This is a genomic window from Pseudomonas sp. C27(2019) (assembly GCF_008807395.1).
Taxonomy (GTDB): Bacteria; Pseudomonadota; Gammaproteobacteria; order Pseudomonadales; family Pseudomonadaceae; genus Denitrificimonas.
On sequence record NZ_CP043320.1, the window covers coordinates 2,812,263 to 2,830,020 of the forward strand.

General features: G+C 48.4%; 22 protein-coding genes. 9 read left to right on the forward strand and 13 right to left on the reverse strand.

All coding sequences use genetic code 11. From position 1 onward, the window contains the following. Nucleotides 1-36: 36 nt before the first annotated feature. A complete protein-coding gene (locus FXF61_RS12890) occupies nt 37-513 on the forward strand; it encodes an acyl-CoA thioesterase (protein ID WP_151185633.1) in 477 nt (158 codons plus the stop codon). An 81-nt stretch (nt 514-594) separates the two neighbouring features. On the opposite strand, the gene FXF61_RS12895 is transcribed toward FXF61_RS12890, so the two are convergent. Together FXF61_RS12895 and glnK are read right to left on the reverse strand one after the other, a co-directional pair. Continuing rightward, entirely contained in the window at nt 595-909 is a 315-nt protein-coding gene (locus FXF61_RS12895; protein ID WP_151185634.1) for a hypothetical protein, read from the reverse strand. A 357-nt stretch (nt 910-1,266) separates the two neighbouring features. After that, nucleotides 1,267-1,605, reverse strand: a complete 339-nt coding sequence (gene glnK / locus FXF61_RS12900) for a P-II family nitrogen regulator (RefSeq protein WP_151185635.1) — start codon at nt 1,603-1,605, stop codon at nt 1,267-1,269. Between the two features lie 305 nt (nt 1,606-1,910). On the opposite strand from glnK, the gene FXF61_RS12905 reads away from it, so the two are divergent. Further along, entirely contained in the window at nt 1,911-2,171 is a 261-nt protein-coding gene (locus FXF61_RS12905; RefSeq protein WP_151185636.1) for an accessory factor UbiK family protein, read from the forward strand. 69 nt (nt 2,172-2,240) lie between these two features. Continuing rightward, the gene (locus tag FXF61_RS12910; protein WP_151185637.1) at nt 2,241-3,737 is read left to right on the forward strand and encodes a YifB family Mg chelatase-like AAA ATPase; all 1,497 of its coding nucleotides are present in this window, start codon (nt 2,241-2,243) and stop codon (nt 3,735-3,737) included. 44 nt (nt 3,738-3,781) lie between these two features. Here FXF61_RS12910 and FXF61_RS12915 read toward each other — a convergent pair whose 3' ends face one another. Continuing rightward, nucleotides 3,782-4,168 (reverse strand): SCP2 sterol-binding domain-containing protein, encoded by a 387-nt coding sequence (locus tag FXF61_RS12915; protein ID WP_151185638.1) that lies wholly within the window; start codon nt 4,166-4,168, stop codon nt 3,782-3,784. 129 nt (nt 4,169-4,297) lie between these two features. Beyond that, the gene (locus tag FXF61_RS12920) at nt 4,298-4,573 is read right to left on the reverse strand and encodes an HU family DNA-binding protein (RefSeq protein ID WP_151185639.1); all 276 of its coding nucleotides are present in this window, start codon (nt 4,571-4,573) and stop codon (nt 4,298-4,300) included. Nucleotides 4,574-4,851: 278 nt separating this feature from the next. On the opposite strand from FXF61_RS12920, the gene FXF61_RS12925 reads away from it, so the two are divergent. Then, a complete protein-coding gene (locus FXF61_RS12925) occupies nt 4,852-5,421 on the forward strand; it encodes a chorismate lyase (protein ID WP_371921493.1) in 570 nt (189 codons plus the stop codon). Nucleotides 5,422-5,468: 47 nt separating this feature from the next. After that, nucleotides 5,469-6,362 carry a 4-hydroxybenzoate octaprenyltransferase gene (ubiA, locus tag FXF61_RS12930; protein WP_151185640.1) on the forward strand — a complete coding sequence of 298 codons (894 nt, stop codon included), beginning with the start codon at nt 5,469-5,471 and terminating at the stop codon, nt 6,360-6,362. Between the two features lie 65 nt (nt 6,363-6,427). Here ubiA and FXF61_RS12935 read toward each other — a convergent pair whose 3' ends face one another. From FXF61_RS12935 to FXF61_RS12955, 5 genes are all read right to left on the reverse strand, one after another. Next, complete coding sequence (locus FXF61_RS12935) at nt 6,428-7,324, reverse strand: M23 family metallopeptidase (protein ID WP_151185641.1); 897 nt, start codon at nt 7,322-7,324, stop codon at nt 6,428-6,430. 124 nt (nt 7,325-7,448) lie between these two features. Beyond that, the gene (locus FXF61_RS12940; protein ID WP_151185642.1) at nt 7,449-8,360 is read right to left on the reverse strand and encodes a response regulator; all 912 of its coding nucleotides are present in this window, start codon (nt 8,358-8,360) and stop codon (nt 7,449-7,451) included. An 83-nt stretch (nt 8,361-8,443) separates the two neighbouring features. After that, nucleotides 8,444-8,923 carry a protein-export chaperone SecB gene (gene secB / locus FXF61_RS12945; protein WP_151185643.1) on the reverse strand — a complete coding sequence of 160 codons (480 nt, stop codon included), beginning with the start codon at nt 8,921-8,923 and terminating at the stop codon, nt 8,444-8,446. An 85-nt stretch (nt 8,924-9,008) separates the two neighbouring features. Next, nucleotides 9,009-9,266: a glutaredoxin 3 gene (grxC, locus tag FXF61_RS12950; RefSeq protein WP_151185644.1), complete on the reverse strand. Its 258-nt coding sequence runs from the start codon at nt 9,264-9,266 to the stop codon at nt 9,009-9,011. A gap of 1 nt (nt 9,267) precedes the next feature. Next, nucleotides 9,268-9,693, reverse strand: a complete 426-nt coding sequence (locus FXF61_RS12955) for a rhodanese-like domain-containing protein (protein WP_151185645.1) — start codon at nt 9,691-9,693, stop codon at nt 9,268-9,270. Between the two features lie 135 nt (nt 9,694-9,828). Here FXF61_RS12955 and gpmI point away from each other — a divergent pair, with 135 nt between their 5' ends. The 3 genes from gpmI to FXF61_RS12970 all read left to right on the forward strand — a co-directional run bounded on the left by gpmI (nt 9,829) and on the right by FXF61_RS12970 (nt 14,121). After that, nucleotides 9,829-11,364, forward strand: a complete 1,536-nt coding sequence (gene gpmI, locus FXF61_RS12960) for a 2,3-bisphosphoglycerate-independent phosphoglycerate mutase (protein WP_151185646.1) — start codon at nt 9,829-9,831, stop codon at nt 11,362-11,364. A 130-nt stretch (nt 11,365-11,494) separates the two neighbouring features. Continuing rightward, entirely contained in the window at nt 11,495-12,766 is a 1,272-nt protein-coding gene (locus tag FXF61_RS12965; protein ID WP_151185647.1) for a murein hydrolase activator EnvC, read from the forward strand. Between the two features lie 32 nt (nt 12,767-12,798). After that, on the forward strand, nt 12,799-14,121 hold the full coding sequence (locus FXF61_RS12970) for a S41 family peptidase (protein WP_151185648.1): 1,323 nt from the start codon (nt 12,799-12,801) through the stop codon (nt 14,119-14,121). Between the two features lie 78 nt (nt 14,122-14,199). Here FXF61_RS12970 and hisF read toward each other — a convergent pair whose 3' ends face one another. The 4 genes from hisF to hisB all read right to left on the reverse strand — a co-directional run bounded on the left by hisF (nt 14,200) and on the right by hisB (nt 17,178). Beyond that, nucleotides 14,200-14,979: an imidazole glycerol phosphate synthase subunit HisF gene (gene hisF, locus FXF61_RS12975; RefSeq protein ID WP_151185649.1), complete on the reverse strand. Its 780-nt coding sequence runs from the start codon at nt 14,977-14,979 to the stop codon at nt 14,200-14,202. Nucleotides 14,980-15,160: 181 nt separating this feature from the next. Beyond that, complete coding sequence (hisA, locus tag FXF61_RS12980) at nt 15,161-15,895, reverse strand: 1-(5-phosphoribosyl)-5-[(5-phosphoribosylamino)methylideneamino]imidazole-4-carboxamide isomerase (RefSeq protein WP_151185650.1); 735 nt, start codon at nt 15,893-15,895, stop codon at nt 15,161-15,163. Between the two features lie 51 nt (nt 15,896-15,946). After that, on the reverse strand, nt 15,947-16,585 hold the full coding sequence (gene hisH, locus FXF61_RS12985; protein WP_151185651.1) for an imidazole glycerol phosphate synthase subunit HisH: 639 nt from the start codon (nt 16,583-16,585) through the stop codon (nt 15,947-15,949). Then, the gene (gene hisB, locus FXF61_RS12990) at nt 16,585-17,178 is read right to left on the reverse strand and encodes an imidazoleglycerol-phosphate dehydratase HisB (protein WP_151185652.1); all 594 of its coding nucleotides are present in this window, start codon (nt 17,176-17,178) and stop codon (nt 16,585-16,587) included. The genes hisH and hisB overlap by 1 nt, the downstream gene beginning before the upstream one ends. Nucleotides 17,179-17,318: 140 nt before the next feature. Here hisB and FXF61_RS12995 point away from each other — a divergent pair, with 140 nt between their 5' ends. Further along, nucleotides 17,319-17,720 (forward strand): acetyl-CoA sensor PanZ family protein, encoded by a 402-nt coding sequence (locus tag FXF61_RS12995; RefSeq protein ID WP_151185653.1) that lies wholly within the window; start codon nt 17,319-17,321, stop codon nt 17,718-17,720. Nucleotides 17,721-17,758: the final 38 nt, after the last annotated feature.

Genomic DNA, 17,758 nt, shown 5'->3' on the forward strand with positions numbered 1-17,758 from the left:
CGCACACGCTAGGCGCGTCAATAATAAGAGAGCACTATGGAACCCGGATCATCAACACTCACCATGACTGTTTTAATGACACCAGATAACGCCAACTTCTCTGGCAATGTACATGGTGGCGCCCTCCTTAAATACCTTGATGAAGTTGCTTATGCCTGCGCCAGCCGCTATGCCGGCAGTTACGTTGTCACCCTATCAGTCGATCAAGTGACGTTTCGCCAGCCCATTCATGTCGGCGAACTGGTGACCTTTCTCGCTTCTGTCAACTACACTGGGCGCACATCACTTGAAGTGGGCATCAAGGTTATTACAGAAAATATTCGTGAGAAGATGGTTAGACACACCAATAGCTGCTTTTTTACCATGGTGGCTGTAGACGAGCACGGCAAAACAGTCGAAGTACCGAAACTATCGCCGCGCACCGAAGATGATGTCAGGCGCTTTGCTAACGCTCAAGAACGCCGTGCAATCCGTGCTGAATTAGCAGAGCGCTACAAAGCACTCAAAGACTAGCCTGTCACTCTTTACGCCAGCAACGATTAACGAGCATTTAAACGCGCTTATCGTTGCTGGCAGCAACACAATAAAACTGATTTATACATCAATTTTATTTTCAACTTCCTGTACTTTTCCACCTCGTGCTAAAAACTCCTCCATCGCCTTAGCTAAGGCTTCACGCTCTTTTTGCTTAGCCTCAACAGACGGTAACTCATCTACACTGATAGCGCTTTTGCTCTTGGCACGTGAAGGCGTTACCACTGCATCAGAACCATCATCATCGCTGTCGTCAAGGCCATCATCATCTGCGCCATCAACGTCATCAATATCATCAATATCTAGATCATCAGCATCAATTTCACTGTCATCGCTGGGATCTAATTCTTCTGTTTCTAATTCATCTTCATTCATGGTCAACCTCAAGCCTGCCTTCAGCAAGATAGTTTTAAATCGAGCGCCAAAATGCTTGGCGTCTCTATCGGGCGTAGCATAATTATTGCAATACGGGTTGGCAATAGGGTGCTCACAACGGCATACAAACAGCCGATTAGCGATCATCACTTATGCATTGGGCGCGCATTCTAGTGCGATAAAAAGCAAATGACTATGATAATTCGCTTCTTTTTTTATATTTATAAAACTCGCATGCTTGGGGCACACGCGACCTATAATTTTAGAGCAGATAAAACAAAGGCGCAGCTTGTTGGGGAGCTACGCCTTAACCATACAGGTGACGGCTGTGATCACAAAAACTGACCTAAAACACGCTTAAATTGCGTCTGAGCCTGTTTCACCAGTACGAATTCGTACCGCTTGCTCTAAGCTAACAACAAAGATCTTACCGTCACCAATTTTGCCAGTATTCGCAGCCTTACTGATGGTTTCAATCACACGGTCAAGTTGTGCGGCAGCAATCGCCACTTCGATTTTCACTTTAGGCAGAAAATCAACGACATACTCTGCTCCACGGTATAACTCGGTGTGACCTTTTTGCCGACCAAAGCCTTTTACTTCGGTGACTGTAATACCCTGTACGCCAATTTCAGACAATGCTTCACGTACATCATCCAGCTTGAAGGGTTTGATGATGGCGGTAACTAATTTCATACAGCTTCTCCGAGATTAAATGACCTACTAGCAATCAAGTCAAATTTTAACATGCTTAGACGCAACATCTACGCATAATATTTTTGGGCGGATGCGCACCTGCATTTTCCTGCTCAAGACACAGATCTATGCACGATATTTGAGCATGCACAGTAATACAATACACCTGTGAGCAAAACAACTGCACAACAACCTAACAGCAAACAATTATACGTAAAACAACAACACTACTCTTAGTTTTTCATAGTGATTCATAATTTTGCTGACGTGCTAAACTGAACGTATCACGATTAAGGAATGTATTTATGTTACCGCCAAAGGCTTTATTTGACAGCATCAGCAGTCATGCTGAACGTTTACTGGGTAGCGAAAACCCACTGCCACGCGCCGAGGTTGAAGCGCAACTTAAAGCACTAATACAAAGCACCTTCAGCAAGCTCGATTTAGTCAGCCGTGAAGAATTTGATAGCCAAATGGTTGTATTGGCACGCACACGTGCACGCCTAGAAGTTCTGGAGAAAAAAGTTTTACAACTGGAAGAACAACTGCAACAGAGCACATCATAATGTAAAAGAGCCCAACGCTCAGCTGCTGGCTTAAGCTGGCTGCACGACAGATAGGATCAAGGAGGATCTATGTCACTCGCAATTATTCATAGCCGTGCGCAAATTGGTGTTGAAGCACCCGCTGTTAGCGTCGAAATCCATCTCACTAATGGCTTACCATCACTCACCATAGTTGGCTTGCCAGAAACAGCAGTACGCGAAAGTAAAGACCGCGTGCGCAGTGCCATTTTAAACAGCGCGCTCGAGTTCCCGCGCAAGCGTATTACCCTTAATCTTGCCCCGGCAGATTTACCCAAAGAAGGTGGCCGCTTTGATTTAGCCATCGCTTTAGGCTTGCTCGCCGCCAGCGCACAATTACCCGGTGGTTGTTTAGATGGCTTTGAATGTTTGGGCGAGTTGGCACTCTCAGGCCATTTACGCCCTGTGCGCGGTGTTTTACCTGCAGCACTGGCTGCTCGCGAGGCTGGACGCTGTTTAGTGGTTGCCCTGGCCAATGCAGAAGAAGCCTGCTTAGCCACAGGCTTAAAGGTCTACGCCATTGATCATTTGCTTGAGCTGGTCGGGCATTTCAATCAACAGCAGATTTTAACTCCGTATCAATCGCAAGGGTTACTGGCGCATCCTGCAAACTATCCAGATTTACTCGAAGTACAGGGCCAGCATGCAGCTAAGCGCGCATTGGTTGTCGCTGCCGCAGGCCAGCATAATTTATTACTGAGCGGGCCGCCCGGTACAGGAAAAACCTTGCTGGCCAGCCGTCTACCTGGCCTGTTACCGCCATTAACTGAAAAAGAAGCGCTTGAGGTTGCCGCAGTGCAATCTGTGGTTAGCATTGAGCCTTTACGCAGCTGGCCGCGACGACCCTTCCGCCAGCCGCACCACAGCGCTTCAGGCCCTGCGCTTGTTGGCGGCGGCAGCCGCCCGCAACCGGGTGAAATCAGCTTGGCACACCAGGGCATTTTGTTTTTGGATGAGTTACCTGAATTTGATCGTAAAGTCCTAGAGTTTCTTCGCGAACCCTTAGAGTCTGGCTGTATTGTCATCGCCCGTGCGCACAGCAAGGCACGCTTCCCAGCACGTTTTCAATTGGTTGCAGCGATGAATCCTTGCCCTTGCGGCTATTTTGGCGACCCTAGCGGACGCTGCCAGTGTACGCCTGAGCACGTGCAGCGCTATCGCAACAAACTGTCTGGCCCCTTACTCGATCGTATTGACCTGCATATCAACGTTGCCCGCGAAACCACATCGCTACGCCCCCCTAAACACCTCGGTTTAAGTTCAACGCAAGCTGTGGAGCACGTATGTGCGGCTCGTGAACGCCAGCTCAAGCGACAAGGCTGCAGTAATGCACAGTTGGATTTAAATGCCTTACGTGCACACTGTGTGCTGGCTGAGGTTGATCGTACTTGGCTGGAGCAAGCCAGCGAGCGTTTAAGTTTATCGTTGCGTGCAACCCACAGGGTGCTTAAAGTAGCGCGCACATTAGCGGATATTGAAGACAGCACCAGCATATCTCGCAATCATCTTGCTGAGGCGCTGCAGTATAGATTTAACGATCAGCAATAAATACAACTGAGGCGTACCTGAGCGTGGTACGCCTCTTGATAAGCTTACTCGGTCTTAGGCTTGGATTTTTTAGGCATCAAGTGCTTCATCATGCCTTGAAACCACATTACCAGCATGGTGTCGCCTTGAATCTGAATGTTTTTATCCTGTATGCCCTGCATAAAAGCGAGCTGCTTATTTTTAGCTTGCATGGTGTTATAGCCAAAGGCTGCATCTCTAAAGCCAAGTGCAAAAGCAGGATTTTGGACAACCCCAGAACGGCTTTCGAGGCGATTATTTTTAACCACAAAGTGGCGGGCTACTTTGCCATCCAGCGTGTGCAACATAAAGGTTAAATCTTTACCGTCCAATTGTTTCTGAAAAGCAGGATTGGTTTTGCTGGCCTTGCTCATCATGCGTCCAAGCATCCACAGTAAAAAACGAAATTTCATGCAAGAGTTCCAAGTAATGTAGGTATGCGCTTTTATCTAAAGCCGCGGTCAAGCCGTGTTTGAGTTACAAGTTGTTGCAGACAACCCAGCGCTGATCTTAAATTGCAGGTGATACGCTATTATGCAAAGTTACTCGCTTACAGCTTCTTTTAGCTGTTTGCCGGGTTTAAATGCGACTGTATTACTGGCTTGGATGGTCAGAGCTGCACCTGTTTGCGGGTTTTTACCTATACGAGCACCACGATGGCGCTGAGCAAAAGAACCAAAGCCAACCAAACTAATAGTGTCATTATTGCTAAGTGCTGCCGTCATTTCTTCTAAAATTGTATTTAAAACATGCTTTGCTTGCTCTTTGCTCATATCGGTTTTTTCAGCAACCGCTGCAATCAATTCAGGTTTGCGCATGTAAAGCCTCACTTATTGTTATTGATTTGTATGCTGATGCTGAGTTGGATGCAGCGCAGCAGTAACGGCTAGATACTGACTTAAAAAACACCGCGCAGCAACAATTGACTGAGCAGTCGCAGTGCTTGTTATTTAAGTGTTCACTTATTCGATATCTTTTTATCAATTTAGGTGCGCACAGGCTTATGGATATTTAACCAACAGCTGTGCATCCCAGATAAAACCATTGATTAATGCATGCTAAACTTGCTCGACATTTTTAGTAAGCAAGCAGCATCGTGCCCACCAATACATTAAACACACGCATAAGCCGCTGGGATACCACTCCAACGTCACTGGCAGCATTAAACGACTGGCTTTTTGATCAAGGCTCACTCACTCAACGCCTGACGCAACTGTGCAGAGACGCCTTTACTGTGCAGCTGCTGTCTGAAGGCTGGCAAACACTCACTGCAGATGAATGCCAAGCGCTCAACATCGCCAAGCAAAGTTGCGGCTGGGTACGCGAGGTGTTTCTATGCGATGGTCTGCGGCCCTGGGTCTTTGCCCGCAGTGTTGCCAGCCAAGCAGAGCTTGAGTCATCAGGCTTTGATATCAGCCAACTGGGTACTCGCTCGCTTGGCGAACTGCTTTTTAGTCATCAAGCATTTAGCCGTGGCGCTATGCATATTTGCCAGCTGCCTTGTCAGCAATTACCAAAAGTTGCGCAACAACAGGCAAGCCAACAGTCGCATTTATGGGCGCGACGTTCTTGCTTTCAAAAAGACGCATTAGGTGTACTGGTCGCTGAGGTTTTTCTACCCAAACTTTGGCAAGATATCGGCAACCTAAACTTTAATACTGTTTAATCCTTGTTAACCTAAGCCTCTTCAACACCGACAGCACGGAGTTTTTAATGTACACACAGCTGCTTAAATCCTTTAATCGCTTGCACCCCAGAGCTTGGGATTTTATTCAGCTGCTGCGCCTAGAGCGCCCCATTGGTATCTATCTATTAATGTGGCCAACGCTGTGGGCGTTATGGATTGCTGGCGATGGTACACCGAGTGTTAAAAATGTAGTGATCTTTGTCTTAGGTGTGATTCTGATGCGCTCCGCCGGTTGTGCAATTAATGATTTTGCTGATCGTGGTATTGATGGGGATGTTTCGCGCACTAAAGGCAGACCAATCGTCACCGGACGCATCAAAGCTAAAGAAGCACTCATCACTTTTGCAGTATTGGTGGGCATCAGCTTTTGTTTAGTACTACAAACCAACATACAAACGATTTACTGGGCCTTTCTTGCAGTTGGCTTAGCCGCGCTCTATCCCTTTACTAAGCGCTACACCTACTACCCGCAAGTGGCTTTAGGTGCGGCGTATTCATGCAGTATTTTGCTGGCCTTCAGCGCAGAAAAAGGCTCAGTGCCGCACGAGGTTTGGCTGATTTATATTGCTAACTTATTGTGGACCATTGCCTACGACACCTATTACGCAATGAGTGATCGCGAAGATGATTTGAAAATCGGGGTTAAATCGACTGCTGTGCTATTTGGCGATGCCGATCGTTTTATCATCCTGACTCTGCAAGCTAGCGCTTTATTCTGTTTGTTACTGACGGGTAGCAAATTTGAACTGGGTGGTTACTTTCACTTAGGCTTGCTCGGCGCAGCTGCCTGTTTTGTCTGGGAGTTTATCCACACCCGAAAACGCGATGCTGAGTCATCACTACGCGCTTTTTTACATAATCACTGGGCAGGTTTTTGTATTTTCTTGGGCATTGTTGCGCATTACGGCTTTGCGGCTTAAAACGGCAAATGCCAACCAGCTTGGCAAAACAGACGGTGCAACAAACAGCGCACAGCGCAGCGCTGTCACTCACCGCCGACAGCAAAGTTGGGCATGCTGTTGACCGGCTGGCTAAAGTCGAAAGGTATTGACTCGACTGCTAAGCCGATATTGCGCTGCACCACAAAGTGCAAGTGTGGCCCTGTGCTGTTACCCGTATTACCAGAGCGCGCTAACAGCGAGCCTTGCACAACACGCTGGCCCTCACTGACACTGACTGAGCCTTTTTGCAGGTGTAAATACACGCCCATAGTGCCATCGTCGTGCAAAACACGGACGAAATTGCCCGCAGGATTAGTACCTCGACCTGTTTGCTGGTTTTCTATTTTAACCACTACACCTGCGCGCGCAGCAACAATTGGCGTACCGACTGGCATGGCAATATCAAGCGCATAGCGGCTTTTCGGAGTGAAGTGGCTGTACTTACCATTTGCGCCTTGAGTTAAGCGAAACGGACCGCCACGCCAAGGTAGCGCATACTGACTGGTGGTCGGCAACAGGCGCGGGTCACCTAAGGCATAGCGTAATTTTGGTTTGTACTGCAAAGGTAGGGCAGGATCTTTAGGCGCTAAGGTCAAAAACCTAATTTTGCTGCGCGGCGGTAATACCCAACTCACAGGTTGCTTTACCCCACCAGCAATATTTGCTTGGTTTTCAAGGGCTAATTCAACCTCTACCGGCGCATAAAGGTTATTGTGCAGCAATAAAGTTTCACCTGCAGCGTGCTTATGTGTTTCCAATTTTACATCATTCTCAATGCGCTCAACCATGCGGTCATTGAAAACAAACACCTGAGCACCTTTTTTAGCTTGGTCAGTATAGGTGACCACGCCATTCTCATCGGTGTATTTATAAACAGTAAATGAATAACTCTGACTGCTAATACATGCTAGAAAGGTCATGAGTAGAATTTTTTTATACATAAACCACACTCAAGATTAACTTTTTATGCAAGATAGCAGCACCCAGAGCGCTGTTCGAACGCAAATAAACAAAGATGTGACAGGGTTGGCTTGAAATATACCCGCCAACTAAACCTGCATAGACTTAAGCGCTTGGACTGAAATGCCGCTGCGTGCTACCGCGAGCAATTAAACGTGATAAGTAATCCATTTTTTTCGGGTCACTGTCAACAAAGCGGCAGGTGACTTGCAACCACTCACTGTCCGGTCTTGATTCTAAGGCACTAATTGCATGTACATAGGCATTCAAGCGCGCTACTTCAGCCTCTTCACCTTGCTCTAAGTCCAGCACAGCATTGTCCAGCACTTGCGGCAAAACATCGCCACGCTTAATCACTAAAAGCGCATCTTTTAAGCTGAGCGCTTTAATCACGCAAGCAAACTCACCATTGGATAAACGTAAACGCCCTTGTCCTTGCCCACGCAAAGCTGCGCTGGTTGCAGCTGGCGCAGCGGCAACGGCTTGCGCAGGTGAAGCAGCAGGCTTTTTCGCTGCTGGCGGAGCCGTAGCAGGCGCAACCGGTGCTTTATGCCCAGTTAGCGCCGATAAAGAGTCATTGGCAACGCCTGTGCTTAATGTTTTGGCGGGAGCAGAGGCTGTAAGTGCTGATAAACGACCGCTGCGTGTTAACGCTTTAGTCACCTTACTGGTTAGCTGCTCTTGGGTAAAAGGCTTACCTATGTAATCAGTAACGCCGGCTTGAATCGCTTGTACGACATTATCTTTGTCGCCGCGACTGGTAACCATAATAAAGGGAATTGATTTAAACTCAGCTTGCTGGCGAAACCAAGTCAGTAGCTCTAAGCCACTCATTTCTGGCATTTCCCAATCGCACAAAATCAAATCAAATGTTCGCGTAGCGAGCACCTGCTGGGCTTTGCGCCCATTAACAGCTTCATCGACATGAATGCCAGGAAAGTAACTACGCAGACCTTTTTTAATTAAATCTCGAATAAATAAGGCGTCATCAACGACCAGAACACTCACTTTACTCATTGATACCCCCTAGCGTTATAAATCAGTTGCGCTTGTACAGTATGCTCGCGCAGCAAGCGCAACTGATGCATCAGCAGTCGGACTTAAGCTTGGGCGTCAGCACCCGCTTGCATGCGCTCTAATTGTTGCGCATACAACGCATCAAAGTTTACCGGCGCGAGCATCAGCGCTGGGAAAGAACCACGAACCACCAAGCTATCCAAGGTTTCTCGCGCATAAGGGAATAAAATACTTGGGCAAAATGCACCTAAGGCATGTGCTTGCGACGTCGCATCCAGACCCTGCAGTAAGAAAATACCAGCTTGTTGAACTTCAGCAATAAACGCAACTTCTTCGCCAGTTTTCACGGTCACGGTTAAGCGCAGCACCACTTCGTGAAAGTCACCTTCTAAATCACGCTGTCTAGTGCTGATATCTAATTCAACATCAGGGCTCCAGTTCTCACGGAAAATTTCTGGGCTCTTCGGTGCCTCAAAGGATAAATCTTTAACATAAATACGCTGCAAAGAGAACTGTGAGGTTTCTTCTTGCTGTGCTGCGACATTGTTATTTTCTTCAGTCATTTCTATATTGCCCCTTAACCCAAAAGATATACATAAAATACATAACTAGCGTTTACACAAGAGTAACAGCGCTCGGTTTTTAAACCTACTCAGCCGCTAGCAAAGCGTCTAGCTTACCGGCACGCTCAAGCGCAAACAGCTCATCACAGCCGCCAACATGCAACTCGCCAATCCAGACTTGCGGCACCGAGGTACGCTTGGCTTTTTCAGCCATTTTTGCACGCACATCGGGCTTGCCATCGACTCTGATTTCTTCAAAAGCGATATTTTTTTTCTTCAGCAAACTCTTTGCACGAATACAGAAAGGACACCAATCGCTGCTATAGATAATCACTTTATCCATTTTATTTCACCACCGGCAGGTTCTCACTGCGCCAGCCGTTAATCCCACCTGATAAGCGTGCAGCATTAAAACCTTCTTTTTTCAGCTCGGTGCAAGCACCGCCGGCATTCATTCCAGAAGCACAGACCACAATAATGGTTTTATCTTTATGTTTTTCCAGCTCAGCTATGCGTGTTTTTAGCTGATCACTGCTGATATTCTTTGACCCGACAATATGTCCGGTCGAAAAGTCTTTTTTCGGGCGAATATCTAAAATAAACGCTTCATCACGGTTAACCATAGCGGTCAGCTCACTGGTGTTTAAATTACGACCAGAACTGCGTGACTGCTGCACAATCAGCAACACTACAATAATTAGAAAAGCACCACTGAGCATATAGTGCACTGTGATAAATTCAAGAAACTTGGCAAGCGTATCGGCGAACATAATGGGTACTCAAAACGTTAATATCCGAGAAGTATACACCGACCAGCGCATTCTCTGAACTACTAACAATGACGCGCCGAGCACATCCAGCTAAACTGAGCCCATATTTTGTTATTTACTTGCGAGCATGTTCTTATGAATACCACGCCTAAACCTCTGGTTTTAGTGATTCTTGACGGTTTCGGTCACAGCGACTGCCCTGATCACAACGCTATTTACAGCGCCAATACGCCTGTTTACGACCAACTGCGCGCGCAGTACCCAAACGGTCTGATTTCAGGCAGTGGCATGGATGTTGGGTTACCGGACGGGCAGATGGGCAACTCTGAAGTGGGTCATATGAACCTTGGTGCAGGCCGCGTGGTGTATCAAGATTTCACGCGTATTACTAAGGCTATCAAGGACGGTGATTTTTTTACCAACCCTGCGCTCAGCAAGGCGGTTGATCAAGCGGTCGAGCGCGACAAAGCTGTACATATTTTAGGCCTGCTCTCAGAAGGCGGTGTACACAGCCACCAAGATCATATCATTGCGATGATTGAGCTGGCTGCGCAGCGCGGTGCTGAAAAAATTTATCTGCATGCCTTCCTAGACGGCCGTGACACGCCACCACGCAGCGCGCAGCCTTCGATTGAAGCAATTGAAAACGCGTGTCACACACTCGGTAAAGGCCGTATCGCCAGTTTAATTGGTCGTTACTATGCGATGGATCGTGATAACCGCTGGGATCGCGTTGAGCAAGCGTGGCAGCTGCTAGTCGATGGCAAGGGCATTTATCAAGCCGATAGCGCCACTGCTGCATTGGCCGCCGCTTATGCGCGTGACGAGTCAGATGAATTTGTTAAAGCCACCAGCATTGGCGAACCCGTGCACATCGAAGACGGCGATAGCGTGATCTTTATGAACTTCCGTGCCGACCGTGCCCGTGAGTTAAGCCATGCGTTCTTAGACATCAACTTTTCCGGCTTTAATCGCCAGCGCCTGCCGCAGTTAAGCCAGTTTGTCATGCTCACTCAGTATTCTACAGATTTAGCTGCCCCTAGCGCGTTCGAGCCAACTGCTCTAGTCAATGTGCTAGGCGAATACTTAGCTGATCAAGGTAAAACCCAACTGCGCATTGCTGAAACAGAAAAATATGCGCACGTCACCTTCTTCTTCTCCGGTGGTCGCGAACAACCGTTTCCAGGTGAAGAGCGTATTTTGATTCCCTCGCCCAATGTCGCCACCTATGACTTGCAGCCGCAAATGAGCGCACCAGAAGTCACCGATCATATTGTCGAGGCCATTGAGCAACAGCGCTATGACGTGATCGTGGTGAATTACGCTAACGGTGATATGGTAGGCCATACCGGTGTCTTCGCCGCCGCAGTAGAAGCAGTCGAGTGCTTGGATAACTGCCTAGATCGAATTGTGACTGCATTGGATAAGGTTGGCGGTGAAGCCTTGATTACTGCTGACCACGGTAACGTTGAGCAAATGGCAGATGAAACCACAGGCCAAGCACACACCGCACACACCTGTGAGCCGGTGCCTTTTATCTATGTCGGCAAACGCCCTGCCAGCATCCGTGCTAACGGCGTCTTGGCTGATGTAGCGCCAACCATGCTGACTTTGATGGGTTTACCTGTACCGCCTGAAATGACTGGTCGCAGTATCGTTGAACTCAAGTAAATGGCACATACCCATGCTGGCGCGCAATACAACAGCCATGCATGGGTTTAATTATCTGCTTTAGTATACTGCTTGCTAGCGCACTATTAGGCATAATCAACTCTCTGTATTGCTCAGGTTACCCCACGCCATGCTACGCACATTCCTCTTTATTCTACTCAGTTGTGCATTCACTGTTGCCGTGGCTAATGATCAGCGCACGCAAACCAAGCAAGAGCTGGCACAAGCGGCCAAAGATATTGCTGAGCTAAAAAAACAACTCGGAAAAATCCAGCAGGAAAAATCCAGCGCAGAACAAGCCCTTAAAAAAACTGAAACAGAAATTGGTGATTTAGAAAAACAAGTCAATGAACTGCAGCAGCAGCAAAAAAAAACTGAAGACGAATTAAGCGAACTGAATCAACAGAGAAAAAAATTGCACAGCTCACGCCTTGAGCAACAGGATCTGATTGCTATCCAAGCACGCGCAGCTTACCAAGCAGGTCAACAAGAGCCCCTACGTCTACTGCTCAATCAACAGCAACCAGAGAAATTCTCGCGCAACCTAACGTACTACCAGTACATTGGCCAAGCACGCCAGCAACAAATCAATACCTTCAATGAAACTCTGCGTCAACTGAGCAATATTTCAGACCAGATCAGCCTGCAACAAACTAAACTGGCTGAGCAAAAAACCAGTTTAATGAGCAAGCAAGAATCACTCAAAACCCTACGCCAGCAGCGCCAGCAAAAAGTTGCTACCCTAACCAAGCAGCAACGTAAAGAAAGCCAATCCTTAAAGACCCGCCAAGCCGATCAGGTCGCGCTCAATAAAGTGCTAAAAACCATTGAGGCTACACTGGCGCGTCAAGCACAAGAAGCCGAACGCAAGCGCCAAAAGCTGCTGGCCGAGCAGCAGCGCCAGCAAGCAAAACAGCTACTCAATAGCAAAACACCAACGACTGCAGGCAAACAACCACAAAATCCTGTGGTATCAACTGCTATTATTCACCAAGGTGGTTCTTTTGCCAGTGTGCGTGGCAAATTGCCTTGGCCAGTTAATGGTCGACTGATCGCACACTTCGGTAGTGCGCGCGGCGATACTCGCAGTAAATGGGATGGTGTATTAATCAGCTCACAGCCTGGCACACAGGTGCGCGCAATTCATTCAGGTCGTGTAGTATTTGCCGATTGGTTACGCGGTGCAGGCTTGCTAGTCATTGTTGATCACGGTGATGGCTATCTCAGCTTATACGGTCATAATCAGAGTCTGTTAAGCCGTCCCGGTGATATTGTAAAAACTGGGCAAGCATTATCAACGGTAGGTAATACTGGAGGTCGTGATCAAGCTGCACTGTATTTTGCTATACGTCAAAAAGGCCAACCCGCTGACCCAACTCAGTGGTGTCGCACGCAAGGCTAACAGCAACACCAACATTCTCAAGGAGTTCCCACATGCCCTTTACCAGAACACGTTTAGCCTCCGCTGCTTTAAGCAGCATGCTGTTATTGGGCCTGCTAAATATGGGCGCTATTGCTGCACCAATGTCTGCGGCAGTCACCACAGCACCGGCCGAAACCTTACCGCTCAACGACCTGCGCACCTTTGCCGAAGTCTTAGAGCGCATCAAAACTGCGTATGTCGAGCCAATAGACGATAAAACCCTATTTGAAAATGCCATTAAGGGCATGCTCAGCAATTTAGACCCACACTCCAGCTATTTAGGCCCAGATGATTTTCGTCAACTGCAAGAAAGCACCAGCGGTGAATTTGGCGGACTCGGCATTGAAGTCGGCTTAGAGGACGGTATTTTACAAGTTATTGCGCCCATTGATGACACACCAGCAGCCGCAGCAGGGCTTGAAGCTCAAGATTTAATTATCAAAATTGATGATCAGCCCACCAAAGGCCTGTCATTGATGGAAGCTGTAGAGAAAATGCGCGGCAAGCCCGGCACCAGCATTCGTTTGACCATTGCGCGCGATGGCCGCAAACCTTTTGAAGTGACCCTTAAGCGTGCGGTGATTAAAAGCCGCAGTGTAAAAAGCCAATTATTAGAAGACGATTATGGCTTCCTGCGTATCAGTCAGTTCCAAGTCAATACTGGCGCCGAAGTGGCTAAAGCTCTGACCAGCTTGAAAAAAGACAATAAGGGCCAAGCGCTGAAAGGACTGGTGCTGGATCTGCGTAATAACCCTGGCGGTGTCTTACAAGCAGCAGTCGAAGTCACCGATCATTTTATTAGCTCTGGCCTAATTGTCTACACCAAAGGTCGTCTCGCCAATGCGGAACTGCACTTTTCTGCCAGCGCTACTGACGCCAGCGCCGGTGTGCCACTGGTGGTGTTAATTAATGGGGGTAGCGCGTCAGCCTCGGAAATTGTCGCCGGCGCCCTGCAAGATCATAAGCGTGCTGTGGTCATGGGCACTGATAGCTTTGGCAAAGGCTCAGTACAAACAGTGCTACCGCTCAATAATGATCGTGCTCTCAAGCTCACTACGGCGCTGTACTACACGCCTAAAGGTCGCTCTATTCAGGCACAAGGGATTGTCCCTGACATTCTGGTTGAGCGCGCAAAAATCAGCCATGAAAATGGCGTTCTAGGCGTAAAGGAAGCGGACCTTGCTGGCCACTTAGGCAATGGTAACGGCGCGCCTGATAAGCCCAGTGCTAAAACTGATAAAAATACGACACCACGCTTGCAGGATGAAGATTATCAAATCAATCAAGCGGTGAATTTGCTCAAAGGCATTAACGTGCTGAGCAGCACCAAGTAACCAGCTCACGCCTTAGTAAAAGGCTAAACAAAAAACGGCATCTCAGCGAAACGCTGAGATGCCATTTTTTCTAGGTATTTACACGTTTAAGCGCACTTCAATGCCTTTACTGGCCAAATAGGCTTTGGCTTCTTGAATGGTATATTCGCCAAAGTGAAAAATACTCGCGGCTAGCACTGCATCCGCTTTACCCAGCAAAATACCATCAGCTAAGTGCTGTAAGTTACCCACACCACCAGAGGCAATCACCGGAATATTCACAGCTTCACTGACTGCGCGAGTGACGCCTAGATCAAAACCGTTTTTCATGCCATCTTGATCCATGCTAGTCAGCAGAATCTCACCAGCACCATAGCTTTCCATTTTTTTCGCCCACTCAATGGCATCAATACCAGTAGGTTTACGTCCACCATGGGTGAAAATCTCCCAACGCGGCTGCTCGCCGACCGAAGAGACTTGTTTGGCATCAATCGCCACAATAATGGATTGCGAACCAAAGCGCTGCGCCGCTTCTTGCACGAACTCAGGGGTGAACACAGCTGCGGAGTTGATCGAGACTTTATCGGCACCGGCATTGAGCAAGTTTCGAATATCGTTAACGGTACGCACACCACCACCAACAGTGAGCGGGATAAACACCTCGCTGGCCATGCGTTCAACGGTCTGCAACATGGTGTCGCGGCCCTCTAGAGTCGCGGTAATATCGAGAAAGGTGATTTCATCAGCACCTTGTTCGTTATAACGGCGAGCAATTTCTACAGGATCGCCAGCATCGCGAATATTCTCAAATTTTACACCCTTAACCACACGGCCATTTTCAACATCAAGGCAAGGAATGATACGTTTTGCGAGCGTCATGCTGCTCTCCACTGGTTCAGTAAAATATTTTTTATCAAAATTTAAGACACGGCCAACCTAAGTCGTTGATATAGACCCTTGTTGATTGCCCAGTCTGTAGGTCGTCCACTTGTGGGCGACAAAATCAATCTCACACATACCCAGCGTCGACCCTGAAGTGTCGGCCTACAGGGGGTGAAATCTAGTTAAAACTGTCGCACAGGGCTTGCGCTTCGGCAATATCTAAAGTGCCTTCATAAATTGCGCGGCCGGTAATCGCCCCAACAATGCCAGGCGCACGTGCATTTAATAAAGACTGCACATCACCAATATTATGAATACCGCCTGAAGCAATCACAGGAATACTGGTGGCGCGCGCTAAGGCTGCAGTGGCTTCCACATTACAGCCTTGCATCATGCCGTCTTTGGCAATATCGGTGTAAACAATCGCCGACACTCCATCCGCCTCAAAGCGCTTCGCTAAATCAACCACTTGCAGCTCGCTGATTTCTGCCCAGCCGTCAGTGGCAACAAAACCATTCATCGCATCCAGGCCAACAATCACTTTACCAGGGAAGGCTTTACAGGCCTCGGCCACAAACTCAGGCTCTTTCACCGCCTTGGTGCCAATAATCACATAACTGACACCGGCACGTACATAATGCTCGATGGTGTCGAGGGTGCGAATTCCACCACCAATTTGGATCGGCAAGTTCGGGTAACGTGCAGCAATCGCGGTTACCACCTCACCATTAACCGGCTGACCTTCAAAGGCGCCGTTTAAATCGACTAAGTGCAAGCGACGGCAACCCGCCTCAACCCACTTGGCCGCCATCTCCACTGGATCATTTGAAAAAACAGTAGAATCTTCCATACGCCCTTGGCGCAGTCGTACACAAGCACCATCTTTTAAATCAATCGCGGGAATAATCAGCATTAAATCAGCCTGCCTAAAGGTTAAGTCAAGTAATCGACTCAGAATCAGGCGCTACCAGCGCCCATCCCAAGCCACAAAATTTTGTAACAGTTGTAAGCCATGAGTATGGCTTTTTTCTGGATGAAATTGCACCGCAAAACGTGCACCATCGGCCAACGCCGCAGCAAATGGCAAGCCGTATTCACACTGGCCAGCAACCTGGCGTTGATTATCAGCTTGCACATAATAGCTGTGCACAAAATAAAAGCGCGACTGATCGGCAATGTTGTGCCAGAGCGGGTGATCTAAGCGCTGCTCAACAGTGTTCCAGCCCATATGCGGCACTTTCAAACGTTGCTCGCCTTGATACAGGGCTGAACCAAAGGCACGTACACGGCCTGGAATCAAACCGAGGCACTCAACGCCGCCGTTTTCTTCGCTGCTATCGAGCAGGGCCTGCATGCCGACACAAATACCGAGAAACGGTCGATCGCTACTGACCTCACGAATCACATCCAGCAGCTCAAAACGTGCCATCTCTGCCATGCAATCACGGATTGCACCGACACCCGGCAACACCACGCGATCCGCATCGCGAATCACTTGTGCATCACTGGTGATTTGCACCCGCGCTGAGCCCACATGCTGCAGCGCTTTGCCCACTGAATGCAGATTACCCATCCCGTAATCAATTACGGCGATGGTTTGCATCACAGACTACCCTTGGTCGAAGGCATGCGGCCTTCCATACGCGGATCAACTTCCACAGCCATACGCAGTGCACGGCCAAAGGCTTTAAACACCGTTTCAATTTGGTGGTGGGTGTTGGTGCCACGCAAGGTGTCAATGTGCAGGGTTACTTGCGCATGATTAACAAAGCCTTGGAAAAACTCTTGAAACAAGTCCACATCAAAGCCACCGACAACAGCGCGGGTAAAAGGCACATGCATTTGTAAGCCTGGACGGCCAGAGAAGTCTAACGCCACACGTGATAGCGCTTCATCCATTGGCACATAAGAATGGCCGTAACGACGCAAGCCGCGCTTATCGCCAACCGCTTTAGCAAATGCTTGGCCAATAGTGATGCCCACATCTTCAACGGTGTGGTGATCATCAATATGCAAGTCACCGGTACATTGCACATCCAAATCAATTAAGCCATGGCGCGCAACTTGGTCCAGCATGTGTTCCAGAAAAGGAACGCCAATGGCAAAACGCCCTTCACCAGTGCCATCTAAATTAATTGTGGCCTTAACTTGGGTCTCAAGGGTATTACGTTCAACAGAAACCTTACGCTCGGTCATGATTTGCTCCACCGCTAAAAGCCGTGCCAGATGGCCGACTTGTCACATTAAACTGACATTATAGGCTTGCAACGGCTGTGACCGCTACCGATAGACGTTTTTGAGCGGTACACTAACTCATCAGTTGTAGGAGTTTTGTCATGCCTGTTTATTTTGAATACGCTGAGCAACCCAGCGCTCAGGACTTAGTCGACCTAGAAAAAATTTACTTAGACGCGCCAGACTGGCTTCTTGCACCTTTTGTAGATGCTGCAGCATTAATTAAGCACGGCCTCAGCCATAACAGCTTGGTGACTGCGCGTTTTAATAGCCGCTTACTGGGCGCTGCTTTGCTGGACAAACAGCCTGAGCGCTGGTTGTTATCGCACTTGTGTGTGCGTGAACTGACGCGCAAGCGCGGCGTGGCTCAGCGCCTCGTCGATGAGGCATCACGGCTAGCCAGTGAAGCTGGGCAAGTATTACAGGTTGCTATTCCGGCAGATCAGCCCGAGTTACAACAATTGGCAAAGCAAAAATCACTACTCATTGCTAGTAGCAGCTGATAGCAGCGTACTGCTCTAATTGAGTAGCCTGCTAGACT